Annotated in this window: 5 protein-coding genes and 1 pseudogene; 1 reads left to right on the top strand and 5 read right to left on the bottom strand. The window is 69.1% G+C overall.

The window, feature by feature from the left end:
- Positions 1 to 9: 9 nt before the first annotated feature.
- Together G6N54_RS01750 and G6N54_RS29645 are read right to left on the bottom strand one after the other, a co-directional pair.
- Positions 10 to 12,546, bottom strand: coding sequence for a type I polyketide synthase (locus G6N54_RS01750; RefSeq protein WP_163788329.1), 12,537 nt, complete (start codon positions 12,544 to 12,546; stop codon positions 10 to 12).
- Positions 12,547 to 12,876: 330 nt separating this feature from the next.
- A complete protein-coding gene (locus G6N54_RS29645; RefSeq protein WP_179969147.1) occupies positions 12,877 to 13,227 on the bottom strand; it encodes a hypothetical protein in 351 nt (116 codons plus the stop codon).
- A gap of 171 nt (positions 13,228 to 13,398) precedes the next feature.
- Here G6N54_RS29645 and G6N54_RS01740 point away from each other — a divergent pair, with 171 nt between their 5' ends.
- Positions 13,399 to 13,734 (top strand): RNA polymerase-binding protein RbpA, encoded by a 336-nt coding sequence (locus G6N54_RS01740; RefSeq protein WP_036469641.1) that lies wholly within the window; start codon positions 13,399 to 13,401, stop codon positions 13,732 to 13,734.
- A 16-nt stretch (positions 13,735 to 13,750) separates the two neighbouring features.
- On the opposite strand, the pseudogene lnt reads toward G6N54_RS01740, so the two are convergent.
- From lnt to G6N54_RS01720, 3 genes and pseudogenes are all read right to left on the bottom strand, one after another.
- Positions 13,751 to 16,398, bottom strand: a pseudogene (gene lnt / locus G6N54_RS01730) (apolipoprotein N-acyltransferase).
- Positions 16,399 to 16,510: 112 nt separating this feature from the next.
- A complete protein-coding gene (locus G6N54_RS01725; RefSeq protein WP_163788326.1) occupies positions 16,511 to 18,115 on the bottom strand; it encodes an amidohydrolase in 1,605 nt (534 codons plus the stop codon).
- Positions 18,116 to 18,149: 34 nt separating this feature from the next.
- On the bottom strand, positions 18,150 to 18,707 hold the full coding sequence (locus tag G6N54_RS01720; RefSeq protein WP_163788325.1) for an FxsA family protein: 558 nt from the start codon (positions 18,705 to 18,707) through the stop codon (positions 18,150 to 18,152).
- Positions 18,708 to 18,760 lie beyond the last annotated feature (53 nt).

Genomic DNA, 18,760 nt, shown 5'->3' with positions numbered 1-18,760 from the left:
TTTTCATGGCTATTCGTCGTCGTCCATCAACGCGGCATTGACCAGGGCCTCGAGGTCCATGTCCGCGATGTCCTTTTCGGTGCTCTCCGCCGCGGGTGCCGCCTGCGCGGTACCGTCCTCGGCCGCCAGGGCGAGCAACAACTCCAGCACGCCGGCCTGCCGCAGCCGCTTCACCGGAATCGACCCCACCACACGCTGAATGTCGGCCTCCCCGGGCGCGGCGGCGGGAGCGCTTTCCTCCGGCGTCCCGACGAGTTCGGCGTGCATGTAGCCGGCCAGCGCGGCGCAGTTCGGGTAGTCGAAGATCAGCGTCGGCGAAAGTGCCAGGCCGGTGGCGGACTTCAACCGATTACGCATCTCGACGGCGGTGAGCGAGTCAAAGCCGAGCTCTTGGAACGCCCTGTCCGGATCGATCGACTCGGGGCTGGAGTTGCCCAGCACCGTGGCGATGTTGGAGCGCACCAGATCCAGCAGCACGGCGTACTGCTCGTCTTCGGGCAGCCCCTCAAGGCGTTGCAGCAGAGCTGATTTCGACTTGGCCGCGGCCAGCGAATCGTCGACCTGGCGCCGGGTCGGCGCGTTGATCAGATCAACGAACATGGGCGGCAACGTTCCCCCGTCGAACTTCACCCGCAGCGCCGCGAGGTCGATATGGGCGGGCAACAGGAACGGCTCGTCGACAATCAGGGCGGTGTCCATCAGTTCCAGTGCCTGATCCGACGACATCGCAACGATGCCGTCCCGGCCGAACCGGGCACGATCGGCGGCGCCCAGCGCCCCCGTCATCGCACTGGTCTGATCCCACAAGCCCCAGCCCAGCGACATCGCCGGCAGCCCGTCCCTGCGCCGGTGCACGGCCAACCCGTCCAGGAACGAGTTGGCGGCCGCGTAGTTGGCCTGACCCGACGCTCCCGCCAGCCCGGCCATCGACGAAAACAGAACGAACGCAGACACATCCAGATCGCGGGTCAACTCGTGCAGGTTCCAGGCGCCATCGACCTTGGCCCGCAACACCGCATCCACCCGCTCCGGGGTAAACGAGGAAATGACGGCATCGTCAAGCATCCCGGCCGCGTGAATCACGCCGGACAGCGGTCGCTGCACCGGGATATCGGCGATCACCTTGGCCAGCGCCTCGCGATCGGCCACATCGCAGGCCACCACTTGCACCTGGGCGCCGGTCGCGCTGAGCTCGGTCATCAACTCCGCGGCCCCGGGAGCATCCAGGCCACGCCGGCTCACCAACACAACATTGCGTGCCCCATGCCGAGACACCACATGACGGGCCAGCGCCGAGCCGGCCATCCCGGTCCCGCCCGTGATCAGCACGGTGCCGGCCAGCCATCCGTCGGGCATGCCCATCACGACCTTGCCGACGTGGCGGGCCTGACTCAAGTACCGCAACGCCGCCGGAGCGCGCCGCACGTCAAACCTGGTCACCGGCAACGGGCGTAGCACGTCGTCGCCGAACAGCGTGGCGAGCTCATCGAGCATCTGCTGAATGCGCTCGGGTCCCGCCTCGAACAGGTCGAAGGCGCGGTATCGCACACCTGGATGTTCCTGCGCGACCTCGCCGGGCTCCCGGATGTCGGTCTTACCCATCTCCAGCAAGATCCCTCCGGGGGCCACCAGCCGCAGGGACGCGTCGACGAAGTCGCCGGCCAGCGAGTCCAGCACGATGTCCATCCCGGCCATGCCGTTCCTCGCGGTGACCGCGCGGAACTTGTCCTCGAATTCGAGGCTGCGCGAGTCGGAAATGTGGTCGTCGTCAAAGCCCATGGCCCGCAACGTGTCCCACTTACCACGGCTGGCAGTCGCGAAGACCTCCAGGCCCAGGTGCCGGGCCAGCTGCACCGCGGCCATTCCGACGCCGCCGGCCGCCGCGTGCACCAACACCCGCTGGCCGGGTTTGGCCGCGGCCAGATCGGTCAGCGCGTAGTAGGCGGTGGCGAAGACCACCGTGGTGGTCGCGGCAGCGGTGTGCGACCATCCGGCCGGCACCCTGGCCAGCAGCCGCTGGTCGGTGACGGCGATCGTCCCGGTTCCGTCGGGGAACAGGCCCATGACGCGGTCGCCGATCGCGAAACGGTCATCCGGCGAAGAAGTCTCGACAACGACGCCGGATGCCTCGATACCCATGACGGCGTCCGGGTCGGGGTAGAGACCGAGCGCGATCATCACGTCGCGGAAGTTGGCGGCGATGGCGGACAGCGCAACCCGAACCTGCCCGGGCCCCAGCGGGGCGTCGGCGTCCGGGATCCGTTCCAGTCGCAGGTTCTCGAAGGTGCCGCGGCTGCTCATACCCAGCCGCCACGGGCCGTCGCCCGGGGGCACCAGCAGACTGCTGGCGGCGCGGCTGCCGTGGACGCGCGCGATGTAAACCTTTGCGCCACGCAACAACACCTGCGGCTCACCGGCGGCCAGGACCGCGGCCACCGCCTCGTCGTCGAGTGGTCCGTCGCTATCGACCAGCACGATCCGCCCGGGATGCTCGGTCTGCGCCGAACGCACCAGACCCCACACGGCGGCGCCCGCCAGATCGGCGATGCTCTCCCCCGGCAACGGCATCGCACCCCGGGTCGCCACCACCAGCGTCCCGTTCCCCTCGCGGGCCAGCCATGATTGCAGCACCGGCAGCACCGCGCGGGTGGCGCCGTACACCCCGGCCAGGATGTCATCGGCGACCGGCGCCGACTCGAACACCACGGCCGACCGTTGCCCCTCGACAACCTCGGGTTCCGTTGCGCCCCAGGCCGACACCGATACGGCCTGCACCGAGGACGACGGCTGCACGATCCAGTCGACTTCGAAGAGGCGATCCGGGCCGGACTTCGACACCGCGGCCAGCAACTGCTGGTCGGTCACCGGCCGGGCCACCATGGACGCCACCGAAAGCACGGGCAGTCCAAGGCCATCCGCGAGTTCGATCGAGACCGCCTGATCGCCCACCGGTACGATCCGTGCCCGCACCGCCGCCGCGCCCCCGGCATGCAGGGACACCTGCTGCCAGGAGAACGGCACCATCATCGAACCTTCGGCGATCTCGTCCTCCGAAGCCAGGATCACCGCGTGCAACGCGGCGTCGAGCATCGCCGGGTGCACACCGAAACCGGCGACGGACATCCCGGCATCGGCCGGCAACGTCACCTCGGCGAACAGTTCCTCGCCGCGCCGCCACATCGAGGTCAGACCGCGGAACGCGGCCCCGTAGCCGTAGCCACGCTCGGCCAGCCGCTCGTAGCCGTCGCCGACGTCGACCGGAACCGCACCGATCGGCGGCCATGCCGACAGGTCCGCGCTCGGTTCGGCCGACCCCGTGCGCAGCACGCCCTCGGCGTGCAACGACCAGCCGGATCCCGCCTCGGCCCGGGAGAACACCGACACCGTCCGGGCGCCGGATTCGTCAGCGCCGCCGACCACCACCTGGACCGCAACCGACCCACCGGGCGGCAACACCAGGGGCGCCGCAAGATTCAGCTCCTCGACGACCCCGCAGTTCACCTCGTCGCCGGCGCGGATCGCCAACTCGACGAATCCCGCTCCGGGGAACAGCACGACACCACCCACGGCGTGATCGTTCAGCCAGCTCTGCACTCCAGGCGATAACCGGCCCGTCAGCACCACGCCGCCCGACGCCGGCAGCTCGACCACCGCACCCACCAACGGATGTTCGCTGGCCGCCAGGCCCAGGCCGGCCGCGTCGGCCGCGGCACCGTTACCGGCGAGCCAAAAGCGCCGTCGCTCAAAGGTATAGGTGGGCAACTCGACGAAATCGGCCCGGCCGATCACCGCGCGCCAGTCCACGCCCATCCCGACGGCATATCCCTGCGCGATCGCGGCGGTCAGAGTTTCCGGCTCCGGGCGATCCTTGCGCAGCACGGACAACGTGACGATCGGTGCGTCGGGGAGCGATTCCTCGATCGACGCCGTCAGTCCGCTGGCGGGCCCGACTTCGAGGAAGCGGGTCGCGCCGGCGGCGTGAGCGAAGCGCACACTGTCGGCGAAGCGTACTGCCTCGCGCACGTGCCGCTTCCAGTAGGCCACGGTGGCGTAGTCGTCGCCGGCGAGCTGCCCGGTCACGTTCGACACAATCGGGATGGTGGGCTTGCCGATCGCGAGTCCGGCCGCAACCGTGCCGAATTCGTCGATCATCGGTTCCATCAACGGGGAGTGGAACGCATGGGAGACGGCCAGCCGGTGCACGCGGCGGCCCTCGGCATGAAGCCGCTCGGCGATCGCGTCGACCCTGTCTTTTTCGCCCGAAATCACCAGCGAGCCAGGTGCGTTGACCGCCGCGATTCCGACGCCGGCGTATTCCGAGGGGACCAGCAGCGGCCGCACCTCATCTTCGGTGGCCTGCACCGCGACCATCGCCCCGCCCGCCGGCAGCGCCTGCATGAAGCGGCCCCGGGCGGCCACCAGCACCGCGGCGTTCTCGAGAGACAGGACGCCGGCGACGTGTGCGGCCGCCAACTCGCCGATCGAGTGGCCCATCACGAAGTCGGGTCGCACATCCCAGGATTCGAATAGCCGGAACAGCGCGACTTCCACGGCGAACAACGCCGGCTGGGCGAATTCGGTGGTGTTCAACAGGTCTTCGTCGTCGCCCCAGATGACGTCGCGCAAGGGACGCAGCAGATGCCGGTCCAGCTCCGCCACCACGGCATCGAACGCCGCGGCGAATACCGGATACCCGGCGTGCAATCCCCGCCCCATGCCGAGAATTTGGGAGCCTTGGCCCGGGAAGACGAAGACGGTCTTGCCTGCTATTGCGCTCCCGCTGATCACCGTGGTGGCCTCGCCGGTGGCCAATTCGTCGAGGCCGGCCAACAACTGGGAGCGGTCGGTGCCGGCAATGACGGCGCGATGCTCGAAGGCAGACCGGCCGGCCAGGGACCATGCCACATCGGCGACGTCCAGCTCGCCGGCGGCACGCAGGTGCACGGCCAGTCGGGACGCATGAGAGACCAACGCCGACAAGGACTTTGCCGATACCACCCACGGTAGTACCGGCGTCGTGGGGTGATCGACGGCCTGGTCTGGATTCGGCGCGGCCTCAAACGGGACAGCCTCGATGATGACGTGGGCGTTGGTGCCGCTGATGCCGAACGACGAAACCCCCGCGCGCCGGGGGTGATCGGCCGGCCAGGGCCGCGCCTCGGTGAGCAACGACACCGCGCCCGCCGTCCAATCCACGTGCGGGCTCGGCTGATCCACGTGCAATGTCGCCGGCAGCAGCTGGTGGCGCATCGCGAGCACCATCTTGATCACCCCGGCCACACCGGCGGCGGCCTGGGTGTGACCCATGTTCGACTTGATCGATCCCAGCAGCAGCGGCTCGGCGCGGTGTTGCCCGTAGGTCGCCAACAAAGCCTGGGCCTCAATCGGATCGCCCAATGTGGTTCCGGTGCCGTGGCCTTCGACCACGTCGACCTCGGCCGTGGACAACCCGGCGTTGGCCAGCGCCGCGCGCACCACCCGCTGCTGCGATGGGCCGTTGGGGGCGGTCAACCCGTTGGAAGCGCCATCCTGATTGATCGCCGATCCGCGGACCACCGCGAGCACCGGATGACCGAGCCGACGCGCATCCGAAAGCCGTTCGACGACGAGCATGCCGCAGCCTTCGGAGAATCCGGTACCGTCGGCGGCTCCGGCGTAGGCCTTGCACCGACCGTCCACCGACAACCCGCGCATCCGGCTGAACTCCACGAAGATGTCGGGCGTGGCGTTGACCGTGACACCGCCGGCCAGCGCCAGATCACACTCGCCCGAACGCAGCGATTGCGCGGCCATGTGCAGCGCGACCAACGACGACGAGCACGCGGTGTCCACCGACACCGCCGGGCCCTCCAGCCCCAGCACATACGACACCCGGCCCGACGCCACGCTCGAGGATTGGCCGGTCAACCGGAAACCCTCCGCGATCGGTGCGGCGCCGATGCCGTACCCCTGGGTGTAGATTCCGGCGAACATGCCGGTGGCGCTGCCGCGCAGCGCGCCGGGCTCAATCCCCGCCCTTTCCAAGGCTTCCCACGACAGCTCCAGGAACATCCGCTGTTGCGGGTCCATAGCCAGTGCCTCGCTCGGCGCGATGCCGAAGAAGGCGGCATCGAAGTCCGCGACGTCGTCCACGAAGCCGCCGGTGCGGGTGTAGCACGTTCCCGGAACGTCGGGGTCCGGGTTGTACACCCCGGCCAGGTCCCAGCCGCGGTCACTCGGGAACTCGGTGAGCACGTCACGGCCCTCGGTCAGCATCTCCCACAGGTCCTCGGGAGACCTCACCCCGCCTGGGTAGCGGCAGGACATACCGACGATCACGATCGGGTCGTCGCCGGTAACCGCCGCGACCGGGGTAGGCGCGATTTCCTGCGGGACCCCGGCGAGTTCCTTGCGGATATAGCCGGCCAGCCCGTTCGGCGTCGGGTAGTCGAAGATCAGCGTCGGCGAAAGCGCCAGTCCGGTCGCGGTTTTCAGCCGGTTGCGCATTTCGACCGCGGTCAGCGAGTCGAAGCCCAGATCCTGGAACGCCTTGTCCGGATCGATCGCCTCGACGGTCGTATTGCCCAACACGGTCGCGATGTGCGAACGGACCAGGTCCAGTAGCACGGCGTGCTGTTCGGGCTCGGAGAGCCCGTGCAGCCGATGCGCCAGAGCGGATTTCGATTTCGCGGCGGCCAGCGACTCGTCGACCTGACGGCGAGCCGGCGCGTTGAGCAGGTCGGTGAACATCGGCGGCACCGCGGAGGCATGCGTGCGCAGCGCGGCCAAGTCGATGCGGGCCGGCGCGACGAACGGCTCGTCGAGAATCAACGCGGTGTCGAACAATTCCATCGCCTCGTCCGACGACAACGCCAGGATTCCGTCGCGGCCCAGCCGGGCCCGGTCGGCGGCGTCGAGCCCGCCGGTCATGGCGCTGGCCTGATCCCACAGCCCCCACCCCAGCGAGATCGCCGGCAGCCCGTGTGCCCGCCGGTGTGCGGCCAGCCCGTCGAGGAACGTGTTGCCGGCCGCGTAGTTGGCTTGCCCCGAGGAACCGACCAGGCCGGCCATCGACGAAAACATCACGAACGCGGACACATCCAGGTCGCGGGTCAGCTCGTGCAGGTTCCATGCTGCGTCCACCTTGGCCCGCAACACCGCGTCCATCCGCTCGGGTGTCAGCGATGTGACCACGGCGTCGTCGAGCACACCCGCGGCGTGGATGACCCCGGAGAGCGGGTGCTCGGCCGGGATGTCGGCGATCACCGCGGCCAGGGCGGACCGGTCGGCCGCGTCGCAGGCCGCCACCGTCACCCGGGCCCCGGCCGCCTCCAATTCGGCGACCAGCTCGGCGGATCCGGCAGCGTCCGGCCCGCTGCGGCTCAGCAGCAGCAGGTTCTGCACACCGTGGTGTGCCACCAGGTGGCGCGCCAGCGTCGAACCCGCCATCCCGGTGCCACCGGTGATCATCACGGTTCCGGCCGCCGCTGGGCCCGCTGGCACAGAAGGAACTGTCATGACGACCTTGCCGATGTGGCGGGCCTGGCTCAGGTACCGCAACGCGGTACGGGCCCGTCGCACATCGAAAGTCGTCACCGGCAAGGGCCGCAGCACACCGCTGTCGAACAGTTCGGCGAGCTCCAGCATCCACTCGTGCATCCGCGGACGGCCCGGCTCGAACAGGTCGAACGCGCGGTAGCGGACCCCCGGGTACTCCCGGGCGATCACGCCGGGGTCGCGGATGTCGGTCTTGCCCATCTCCAAGAACATGCCGCCCGGGGCCACCAGGCGCAGCGAAGCGTCGACGAATTCGCCGGCCAGTGAATCCAGCACCACGTCCATGCCGCGGCCGCCGGTGACCGCGCGGAACTTTTCCTCGAATTCCAAGGTGCGCGAGTCGCCGATGTGGTCGTCGTCAAAGCCCATGGCGCGCAACGTGTCCCACTTGCCACGGCTGGCGGTCCCGAATACCTCGAGACCGAGATGGCGGCCCAGCTGCACGGCGGCCATGCCCACACCACCGGCGGCGGCATGCACCAACACCCGCTGGCCCGGCTTGACGTCGGCCAGATGGATGAACGCCATGTAGGCGGTGATGAACACCGCGGAGATGGCGGCGGCTTCGGCGTAGGACCAGTCGACGGGCTTCGGCTGCAACAGCCGGATATCGCCGGGAACCAGCGTGCCGCTACCGTCGGGGAAGAATCCGTACACCGAGTCGCCGACCGCGAACTCGGTGACACCCGGCCCGACCTCGACCACCACGCCCGCGCCCTCGCCGCCGAGCAGCGCATCGTGGGTGAACATGCCCAGCGTGATCATGACGTCGCGGAAGTTGGTGGCGATCGCGCGCAGGGCGACGCGAACCTGGCCCGGCTGCAGCGGCGCGCCCGCATTGGGAACCGGCTCCAGGCAGAGATTTTCGAAGGTGCCCGCGCTGCTGATGCCCAGCCGCCAGGGCCCATCGGCGGGCGGTACCAAGATCCCGTCGACCGCGCGGCTGCCGGTGACCCTGGCGCGGTAGCGGGTTTCGCCGCGCAGCAGCACCTGCGGCTCGCCGGCCGCCACGACGGCGGCGGTCGCTTCATCGTCAAGAGGCGCATCGGAATCCACCAGCACGATCCGGCCGGGATGCTCGGTCTGCGCCGATCGCACCAGACCCCACACCGCGGCACCCGCCAGATCGGTGACTTCCTCCCCCGGCAACCCCATCGCGCCGCGGGTGGCCACGACCAGGACTCCCGAGTCGCGCTCGGTCAACCACGACTGCACGGCCGCCAGCGCCTGGTGGGTGCGCTGATAGGTAGCCGCGACCGGATCATCTTCGCCTGCAACGGATTCAAACAGCTGGTGCGATGATGCCGGGCTGGTGGCGGCGACCTCCGGCACCGGTGACCACACCACCTCGAACAACCGGTCCGGGCCCGAGCTCGAGAGCGCGGCGCGCAGTTGCTGCTCGTTGACCGGGCGGGCGACCATCGTCGCGACCGAGAGCACCGGCAAGCCCAGCCCGTCGGCCAGCTCGATCGAGACCCCGGTGGGGGTACCTCCCGCTTGCGGGGGAGGACCGGCCGGCGCGATGCGCGCGCGGACCGCCGACGCCCCGGCAGCGTGCAACGAAATGCCTTGCCAGGCAAAGGGCAACACCACGTCGGTAGCCGACTCGTCGGCCGCCCGCGCCATGACCATGGAATGCATTGCCGCATCGAGCAATGCGGGGTGCACCCCGAATCCGGTGACGCCTCCGGCCGCGTCCGGAAGCCGCACCTCGGCGAACACCTCGTCGCCGCGGATCCAGGCGGCGGTCAATCCCTGGAACGCCGGGCCGTAGCCGTACCCGTGAGCCGCCAGCCGCTCATAGCCGTCGGCCGCGCTCACGGCGACCGCACCCGCCGGTGGCCACACCGAGAGATCGGCGCTCGGCTCGACCGGGGCGGAGCTCAACGCCCCCTCGGCATGGCACACCCACGCCGAGTCGGCGTCGACGCGCGAGAAGATCGCGACACTGCGCTGACCCGAGTCGTCGGCCGCGCCCACCACGACTTGCAGTGCCACCGAACCGAATCCGGAATCGGCGACCGGCAACATCAGCGGGGCCTGCAGCGTCAGCTCGTCGACCGTCGAACATCCGACTTCGTCTCCGGCGCGGATGGCCAGCTCCACGAAGCCCGCACCCGGGAACACGACCGTGCCGGACACGGCGTGATCGGCCAGCCAACCCTGCTGGCTTGGCGACAGGCGGCCGGTCAGCACCACCCCGCCCGAGGCGGGCAGCTCGACGACCGCGCTGAGCAACGCATGCTCACTGGCGCCCAGCCCCAAGCCCGCGACGTCGGTCCCGATGCCCTCGCCGGACAGCCAAAACCGGCGCCGGTCAAAGGCATACGTGGGCAGCTCGACAAAGCCGGCGCCGCCCAACACCCCGCGCCAATTCACGTGCACGCCGGCGGTGTAAGCCACCGCGGCGGACAGCAGGAACCGCCGCAGTCCGCCGTCATCGCGGCCGAGGGTGGGAATGACGATGGCCTCGGCGTCGCCGCCGGCGCCCGAGTCGTTGAAGGTCGCTTCGATGCCCGCGATCAACGCGGGATGCGGGCTGGATTCGATGAACGTCCGGTACCCATGCTCGCACGCGGTGCGCACCGCCTGGTCGAATTGCACGGTCTGCCGGATGTTTCGATACCAGTACGCGGCATCCAAACCTGCTGTATCCAACCGGCTTCCGGACACCGTGGAGAAGAAGGCGACCCGCGAAATACGCGGTTCGATGCCGGCCAGCGCCGCGGTCAACTCGTCGCGAATCGCCTCGACCTCAATCGAATGCGACGCATAGTCGACATCGATGCGGCGGGTGCGCAGATCCAGGTCCGCGCAGAAGCCGATGAGCTCCTCGAGCGCGTCGAGCTCGCCCGACACCACGACCGCGGACGGGCCGTTGACAGCGGCGATACTGATCCGATTACCGTAGGGCGCCAACAGTTCCCGCGCCCGCTCGGTGCTGCACGCGATCGACACCATGCCACCGGAGTGGGCCAGCGAGCGCAGCAGTTTGCTGCGCAACGTCACCACCCGCGCGGCATCGCGCAGCGACAGCGCACCCGCGACGTATGCCGCCGCGATCTCGCCCTGCGAGTGGCCGATCACCGCGTCCGGGTTGACTCCGACCGACTTCCACAGTTCGGCCAGCGACACCATCACCGCGAAGAGCACCGGCTGCACGACGTCGACGCGGTCCATGCCCGGTGCGCCGGGCGCGCCACGCAGGACGTCGATCAGTGACCAGTCGACGAACTCGGCGAACGCCTGCCCGCACGCCTCGATGTGCTGGGCGAATATCGGTGCGGTATCGAGCAATTCGATGCCCATGCCCACCCATTGCGAGCCTTGGCCAGGGAACACGAAGACGTGCTTGCCCGCGGGCAGCGCCGTGCCCCGGATGATCGAACTCGCGGGGTCGTCGCCGGCCAATTCCGCGAGCCCGGCCAGCAGCTGGTCCCGGTCGCCGCCGACGACGACGGCCCGATGTTCGAAGGTCGCCCGGCCCGCCAACGACCACGCGACGTCGGCGATGTCGAGCGCGTCGTCGGCGGCCACATGCGCGGCCAGCCGATTTGCCTGAGATGCCAACGCCGGCAACGATTTCGCCGACAGCGCCCACGGCACCACGGCGGGCGTCGCGGCGGGCTCCCGCGGCTCCTCGGCGGGAGCTGATTCGACGATCACGTGCGCGTTGGTGCCGCTGATCCCGAACGACGAGATCCCCGCGCGGCGAACGTGATCCGCCGCCGGCCAGGGCCGCGCCTCGCTCAACAACGACACCGCGCCCGCCGACCAATCCACGTGCGGGCTGGGTTGGTCTACGTGCAACGTCGCCGGCAGCGTCTCGTGGTGCATCGCCTGCACCATCTTGATCACACCGGCCACCCCGGCGCCGGCCTGCGTGTGGCCCATGTTCGATTTGATCGAGCCCAGCCACAGCGGCTCGCTGCGATCCTGGCCGTAGGTCGCCAACAACGCTTGCGCCTCAATGGGATCGCCCAATGTGGTGCCCGTGCCGTGGCCTTCGACGACGTCGACCTCGGCGGCCGACAACCCGGCATTGGCCAATGCCGCGCGCACCACCCGTTGCTGCGACGGGCCGTTGGGCGCGGTCAGCCCGTTGGAGGCACCATCCTGATTGACCGCCGAACCCCGCACCAGCGCCAGCACCGGATGACCCAGCCGGCGCGCATCCGAGAGCCGCTCCACAACCAGCATGGCGCCACCCTCGGACCAGCCGACCCCGTCCGCGGCCCCGGCGTAAGCCTTGCAGCGGCCGTCGGGCGCGAGCCCCCGGTGCCGGCTGAACTCGATGAATACGGTGGGCGTGGCATTGACGGTGGCGCCACCGGCCAGGGCCAGGTCGCATTCGCCGGAACGCAGCGACTGGACCGCCATGTGCAATGCCACCAGCGACGACGAACACGCGGTGTCCACCGATACCGCCGGGCCTTCCAGGCCCAGCACGTAGGACACCCGCCCGGAGGCGACGCTGGAGGTCATACCGGTCAGCCGATAGCCCTCGATCTCCTCGGCGAGCATGCCGTAGCCCTGCACGATGAGGCCGGCGAACACGCCAGTGGCGCTGCCGCGCAGCCCGGTGGGGTCGATCCCGCCGCGCTCCAATACCTCCCACGACAGCTCCAGCAGCATCCGATGCTGGGGATCCATCGCAAGCGCCTCGGTGGGTGCGATGCCGAAGAACGCGGGATCGAAGTCGGCGACATCGTCGACGAAACCGCCGGTGCGGGCGTATGTCTTATGACGGGCGTCGGGATCGGGATCGTACAACCCGGCCAGATCCCAGCCGCGATCGGTGGGAAATTCGGAGATGACGTCGCGGCCGTCGGCCACCATTTGCCACAGGCTCTCGGGCGTGTCGACCCCGCCCGGGAAGCGACAGGACATGCCGACGATCGCGATCGGCTCGCTCGAACGCTCCAGCAGTGCACGGTTGGTGCGCTTCAGGCGTTCAACCTGGACCAGCGCTTTCCGGAGCGCCTCGGTCGCATGCTGGAGTTGATCCACCTCAGTACCCCTTGCCTAACATTTGGCCACTCCCAAGACATGGGATGCCAACCACCGGATGCCGAGTCACGGCAGTTGCTGCACAAAGCGACGTCGTGCTGCATTCCGACCAAAGAATGTCGCTGGTGAGTATGGCCAACTCCGACAGGATTTCAAAACGCCCGATGCTCCCGGCTGCTAAAGGAGGATCGGATTCGGCGTGCGGAACGCCATGTCGAACGGGAAGTGGGCGCACCCGATTCGGCCGCGGCCTCCTGACCACGCCATACGCCTGGCACGCCATCCATGGCGCGACTGTACCCGGCGAGCCATCGGTCGTGGTCAGCGCGTTCAGACGACCGCTCGGCGCCAGCCGTCGGCGGCCTGGGCCGCGCGGATCAGCACCTCGCAGAGCTCGCGCAGTTCGGTCGCGTGGGCGCCTTCGTCCAACGCCGTGGCGACATCCTCCGCGGCACATCGGACCTGGTAGACGCGATCCGACAGGTCAGATGCGTCGTCAGCCGACAGCACCACGGCATCGACCGGCAGCGCGCTGACCTCACCCCGGCTGATCGAAGCCCGCTGCTCGTAGGCCCGCTGCCGGCAGGACTGCCGACAGTATTGACGGCGCCGACCCATTCCGACCTCGGTCACGTCTCGACCGCACCAGCGGCATGGTTGTGGGTGGGAACGGCGACTCACGCTTGACGACTTTAGTCGGCCACACTCCGCGATCCCGGTATCATTGACGGTCGAGTCGCGTACACCGCGTGTCGACTCGGGAACTACGCACAACGTCTTGACGTTTGCTATGCGAATAGAATCGCGTCACCGGAGCCGAGAGCTCAGAAGAATCAAAAAGGAGTAGCAGCCATGGCTGATCGTGTACTGAGGGGCAGTCGCCTCGGAGCCGTGAGCTACGAGACCGACCGCAACCATGACCTGGCGCCGCGTCAGCTCGCGAAGTACCGCACCGAGAACGGCGAGGAGTTCGAGGTTCCGTTCGCCGACGACGCCGACATTCCCGGCACCTGGCTGTGCCGCAACGGCATGGAAGGCACCTTGATCGAGGGCGACCTGCCCGAGCCGAAGAAGGTCAAGCCGCCGCGCACGCACTGGGACATGCTGCTGGAACGCCGCACCGTCGAAGAACTCGAAGAGCTGCTCAAGGAGCGCCTCGAGCTGATCCGCTCGAAGCGCCGCGGCTGACCGAAGGAATTCCGAGCTAGCTGCGATTGGTCGCGCGGGCGGCGCGGGTGCCGTTGCGGCGGCTCTCGATGCCCCATTTCGCGACCTTCACCAGCGCCTCGCGAATGTTGGATCCGCTCATCTTCGAGACGCCAAGTTCGCGCTCGGCGAAGGTGATTGGCACCTCGACGACGATGAATCCGTTGTCGAGGCTGCGCCGGGTCAGGTCGATCTGGAAGCAATAGCCCTTGGAGTCCACACCGTCGAGATCGATCGCCTCGAGCACCTCGCGGCGGTAGGCCCGGTAACCGGCGGTGATGTCATGGATGTCGATATCGAGCGCCAGTCGCGCATAGGTGTTGGCGGTCCAGGACAGGGCCCAGCGCCGCTTGGGCCAATTTCGAACCGCTCCCCCGTCGACGTAGCGTGAACCGATGGCCAGATCGGCTCCGGATTCGACGGCGTCCAGCAGGCGGCGCAGCTGTTCGGGCGCGTGGCTGCCGTCGGCGTCCATCTCGACGAGCACCGCGTAGTCCCGACTCAGGCCCCAGCCGAAACCCGCGAGGTAGGCCGCACCCAGGCCGTCCTTGGCCGTGCGGTGCATGACGTGGGTACGGCCATCGTCGGACGCGGCCAGCTCGTCGGCGAGTTCGCCAGTGCCGTCGGGGCTGCCGTCATCGACGATCAGCACGTGCACGTCGGGGCAGGCGTCCGTCAGGCGCCGATGGATAAGCGGCAGGTTCTCCCGCTCGTTGAAGGTCGGGATGATAACCAGGACACGCTGGCTGGGACGATTGCCCGGGGCCCGGGTCGCCTGCTCGCCGGTGGTCATTTATCTCCTCTGTGTCGCCCGAGATAACGCGGTTGTCGGTCGCTCTTTTGGTGGAGCGGAGTGTAGTCGCCGCCTGCGTCCGGCGGAGCGTCGTGCATGGTCGCCGGGGCTTCCTCGTCGGACCGGGGTTCGTCCGGGGCTGCCCCAGTGTCCGCCGATTCAGCCGGAGGCCTGAACCGCAGGCGAATCGGACGCGGGAAGCTCCCATTGTGCCGTATTCCGGCCAAAATGACCGCTCCGGCCGCCGCAACTAGGACCCACTGCACAATCGGGGCCCATTGAGTCGCCGGCGTCAGCTTCGTCTTGAGGCGCACCTGGATGTCGAGGTAGGCGGGCTGGAAGAAGTCCGTGCGGACCAGCTCGGCGCCGTCGGGCGCGATCACCGCGCTGATCCCGGTGGTACCCGCGACCACGACGTATCGGTCGTGCTCGACGGCCCGTACCTTGGCGAATGCCAGCTGTTGCTCGCTCATCCGCTTGTTGAAGGTGGCGTTGTTGGCGGGCACCGCCAGCAGCTGGGCGCCGTTGAGCACGGCCTTGCGCGGCGCCCGGTCGAAGATCACTTCCCAGCAGGTGGCGACGCCGACGGGCACACCCGCGATCTGCACCACGTCGGTGCTTGTTCCGGGGATGAAATTGCCGGCCAAGCCGGCCTGGCTCGACAGATGCTCGAAAAGCCACCGCATCGGCAGGTACTCGCCGAACGGCTGCACGATCTCCTTGTCGTGGCGGTCGGCGGGGCCGGTGACCGGATTCCAGACGACGGCGGTGTTGGTGTACTGCTCGGGTCCCGGGTCGTGGCGCGGCACCGCGAGCACCGATCCGATCAGGATCGGCGCGTTGATCGCATGGGCCGCCTCCGCGATCCGCTGGGCGGCGTCGGCGTTGACGAAAGGATCGATGTCGGAGGAATCCTCGGGCCAGATCACGAACTGCGGTTGCGGGGCGGACCCGGCGCGGACGTCCTCGGCCAGCCGCAACGTCTCGTCGACGTGGTTGTCCAGCACCGCTCGGCGCTGCTCGTTGAAGCCGAGGCCGAGCCGGGGCACGTTGCCCTGCACGGCGGCGACGGTGACCGTCGGTTCGCCGCCCGATCCGGCACCGGAGTGGCGCACCTGCGGCCAGACGATGACGGCGGCGAACAACACCAGACAGAAGCAGACACCGGGTAGCACCACCGCGGGTGGCCGCGCCGACATGTCCTCGCCGCCGTCCCCGTCAGCTGCCTCGGCGCGCGGGCGACTGCCGGCTCGCCACCACTTGGCGATTTCCAGCGCGATCGCAGTCACGCTGAAACCCAGCAGGACCACTCCCATCGAGAGCAGCGACACCCCGCCGAGCTGAACCAGCGGCAGCAGTGGGCCCTCGGCCTGGCCGTAGGCCACCGCGCCCCAGGGAAAGCCGCCGAACGGGACGATCGACTTCAACCACTCTTGGGCCGTCCACAACACCGCGAACCAGAGCGGCCAGCCGGGCAGTCCGCGCACCACGATCGCGAAGAAGCCGAAAAGCCCGGGGAACAGCGCGCACATCGTGGCCAACACCAGCCAGGGCACGTCGCCTACCAGCAGGCTGATCCACGGCAGCAGTGGCACATAGAAGGCGAGCCCGAACAGGAATCCGTAGCCGAATCCGCCTGCCAGGGTCGTGGCGGGATGTTTGAGCACCCATGCCAGCAGTGCGGTGGCGACGACGGCGGCCCACCACCAGTTCACCGACGGGAAGCTGGTGCAGAGCAGCACTCCGCCGCCGATGCTGGCCGACAGCCGCGTGAGCCGCGGGAGCAGCGCGGCCCCCATGCCGGGGAGTCGTGCGACCGCCCCCTTGCCCAGCCGCGTGATGCCGTGCCCCATCGCGGCGGCCATTCGACCGGCCAGGCCGGGACCGTCGGGCTCGGCTTCGTGCTCGGGTTCCGGCTCGGCCTCGTCGTCTGGCGCGTCGACGTCTTCCGCCTCGACGTCTTCACTAGCCATGGATCACAGCGCCCCGGTGGACGGTTCGCCGGCATCGCGGCAGGTCATCGGCCGGGTCCAGCCTGGGCAACGCGGGAACGCGTGATCGCGGGTCGGTGGACCATCGCTGGACGCTGTCGTCGGGAGCGTGGACGTCAAGGTCTCCGGCGTCCCACACCGCGTAGGAGGCGGGAGCACCCGGCACCAGGGCGCCCATGTTGTCGTCACGGACACCACCGGCGCGCCAACCGCCGCGAGTAGCACCGGCGAACGCGGCCCGCGCCGACACTCCGCTGCCCGCGGTGCGGTGATGGACCGCCGCGCGCACGCTTCCCCACGGATCGAAACCCGTCACGGGGGCGTCGGAACCTAGCGCGAGGGGCACGCCTTGGGATGCTAACAGCGCAAGTGGGTTGAGCCGGCTGCCTCGTTCGGCGCCCAGACGGTCGGCGTACATCCCGTCGCGACCACCCCACAGCGCGTCGAAGTTGGGCTGCACGCTGGCGATGACGCCCCACGCGCCGAGTTTGGCGGCTTGGTCGGCAGTCACCATCTCGAGGTGCTCCAGCCGGTGCCCGCAGCGGGCGACGGCGACCACTCCGAGGTCGGCGACCACTCGTTCGAAGGCATCGACGGCCGCCGAGACCGCCGCGTCGCCGATGACGTGGAAACCTGCCGTCACCTGCGCCTCGGTGCAAGCTCGCAGATGTGCCTCGATGACGTCGGCGTCGAGATAACAGGTGCCGACACGGTCCGGGGCGTCGGTGTAGGGCTCATGCAGCCAGGCGGTGTGCGACCCCAGGGCCCCGTCGACGAACAGGTCGCCGGCCAGCCCGCGGGCGCCGGTCTGCTCCATCAACGCGCGGACCTGCCCTGCGGTGGTTACCGCTTCGCCCCAGCAGCCGATCACTTCGACGCCGTGATCGAGGGCGCGCAGTTGCAGCCAGTCGTCGAGGCCACCGATCTCGGGTCCCGCGCATTCGTGGACGGCGACGATGCCGGACGCGGCCGCTGCCCCCAACGCGGCCGATCTGGCTTCTGCTAGCTGTGCGGCCGTCAGCAGGCCACGGGCGACGGCCCGGACCAGGTGGTGCGCGTCGCCGGTCAGCGGTCCGTCGGGGGCGAAACCGCGCGCCGCGGTGAGCTCCGGAACCAGCCTGCGCAGCCCCGTCGACGCCAGCGCCGAGTGGACGTCAACGCGCGCCAGGTAGGCCGGCCGATCGCCGAGCACCGCGTCGAGATCGGCGGTGGACGGCGGGCCGTTTTCTGGCCATGACGACTCGTCCCAGCCGTGCCCCCAGATCGGCTCGCCTGGGCGTGCGGCGGCATACGCGGCGACCATCCGCAGGCACTGCCCGCGCGAGGTGGCCCCCCGCAGGTTCAGCCCGCTGAGCGTGAGGCCGGTCGCGGTCACATGAATATGGCTGTCCACGAATCCGGGAGCCACGAAGCCACCGTCGAGGTCCACAACTTCGGCGTCGGGAAACTGCCGGCGACCGACGTCGTCGCTGCCCAGCCATGCCACAACCCCGCCGCGCACCGCCATCGCGGTCGCGTCGGGATGGGTAGGGCTGTGCACCCGCCCGTTGAGCAGCAGCGTCGTCGGAATCGGTGTCACACCGCAAAACTACGTGGAGCAGCGCCTAGGGCGATCAGTTCGGGCCGGCCGCGTATCGGGGGCCACCCCAGTGGTCGTCGACGGGCCGGGTCTTCGGCAATGGGGCCGGCTCGACGTCGTGGACGTCGATGACCTCGCCGTCGATATAGTCGCCGCGCGCACCCGCGTTGTCGGGACGGTAGCCGGTGAAGGTCCCGGAGAAGGTGGACGTATAGCTGACCAGCGGTGCGTGTCGCTGGAAATTCCGCAGCGCGATCCTGGTCAATCCGGGCCCGGCGGCCGCACGGATCGGCGGAAGCAGCAGCAACATGCCCAAAACCGTGGTCACGAATCCTGGAACGAGGACGAGCGCCGTCGCCGTGGTCACCAGGGCACCGTCGCCCAGCGTGGTGCGCGGTTCCTTCAGACCCGAGCGCATCTGCCCGATGTCGCGGATCAGCTGCGAGCCGGCGATCGGCGCCAGCAGTCCCCAGCCAAGAACGAACGTGACCAGCAGACCCAGCAGCGTCCAGCCCCACCCGACCGTCCAGACCAGCGCGAAAATCGCCGCCAGCTCGACAACGGCGTAAAGGAGTAACAACCGGCTCACCATGTGATGCCAACGTCTGCGGGCTGCACTTGAGTTCCCCTGGTGATCGGTGTCGC

The organism is Mycobacterium stomatepiae (genome assembly GCF_010731715.1).
Classification (GTDB): Bacteria; Actinomycetota; Actinomycetes; order Mycobacteriales; family Mycobacteriaceae; genus Mycobacterium; species Mycobacterium stomatepiae.
Note: the sequence above shows the minus strand (reverse complement) of the source record. Positions and strands in the feature narration are given on the sequence as shown.

What these genes read in the sequence shown, in the direction of transcription:
- G6N54_RS01740 (WP_036469641.1), top strand. Translation starts at nt 13,399, where the DNA reads ATGGCTGATCGTGTACTGAGGGGCAGTCGCCTCGGAGCCGTGAGCTAC.
- G6N54_RS01720 (WP_163788325.1), bottom strand. Translation starts at nt 18,707, where the DNA reads ATGGTGAGCCGGTTGTTACTCCTTTACGCCGTTGTCGAGCTGGCGGCG.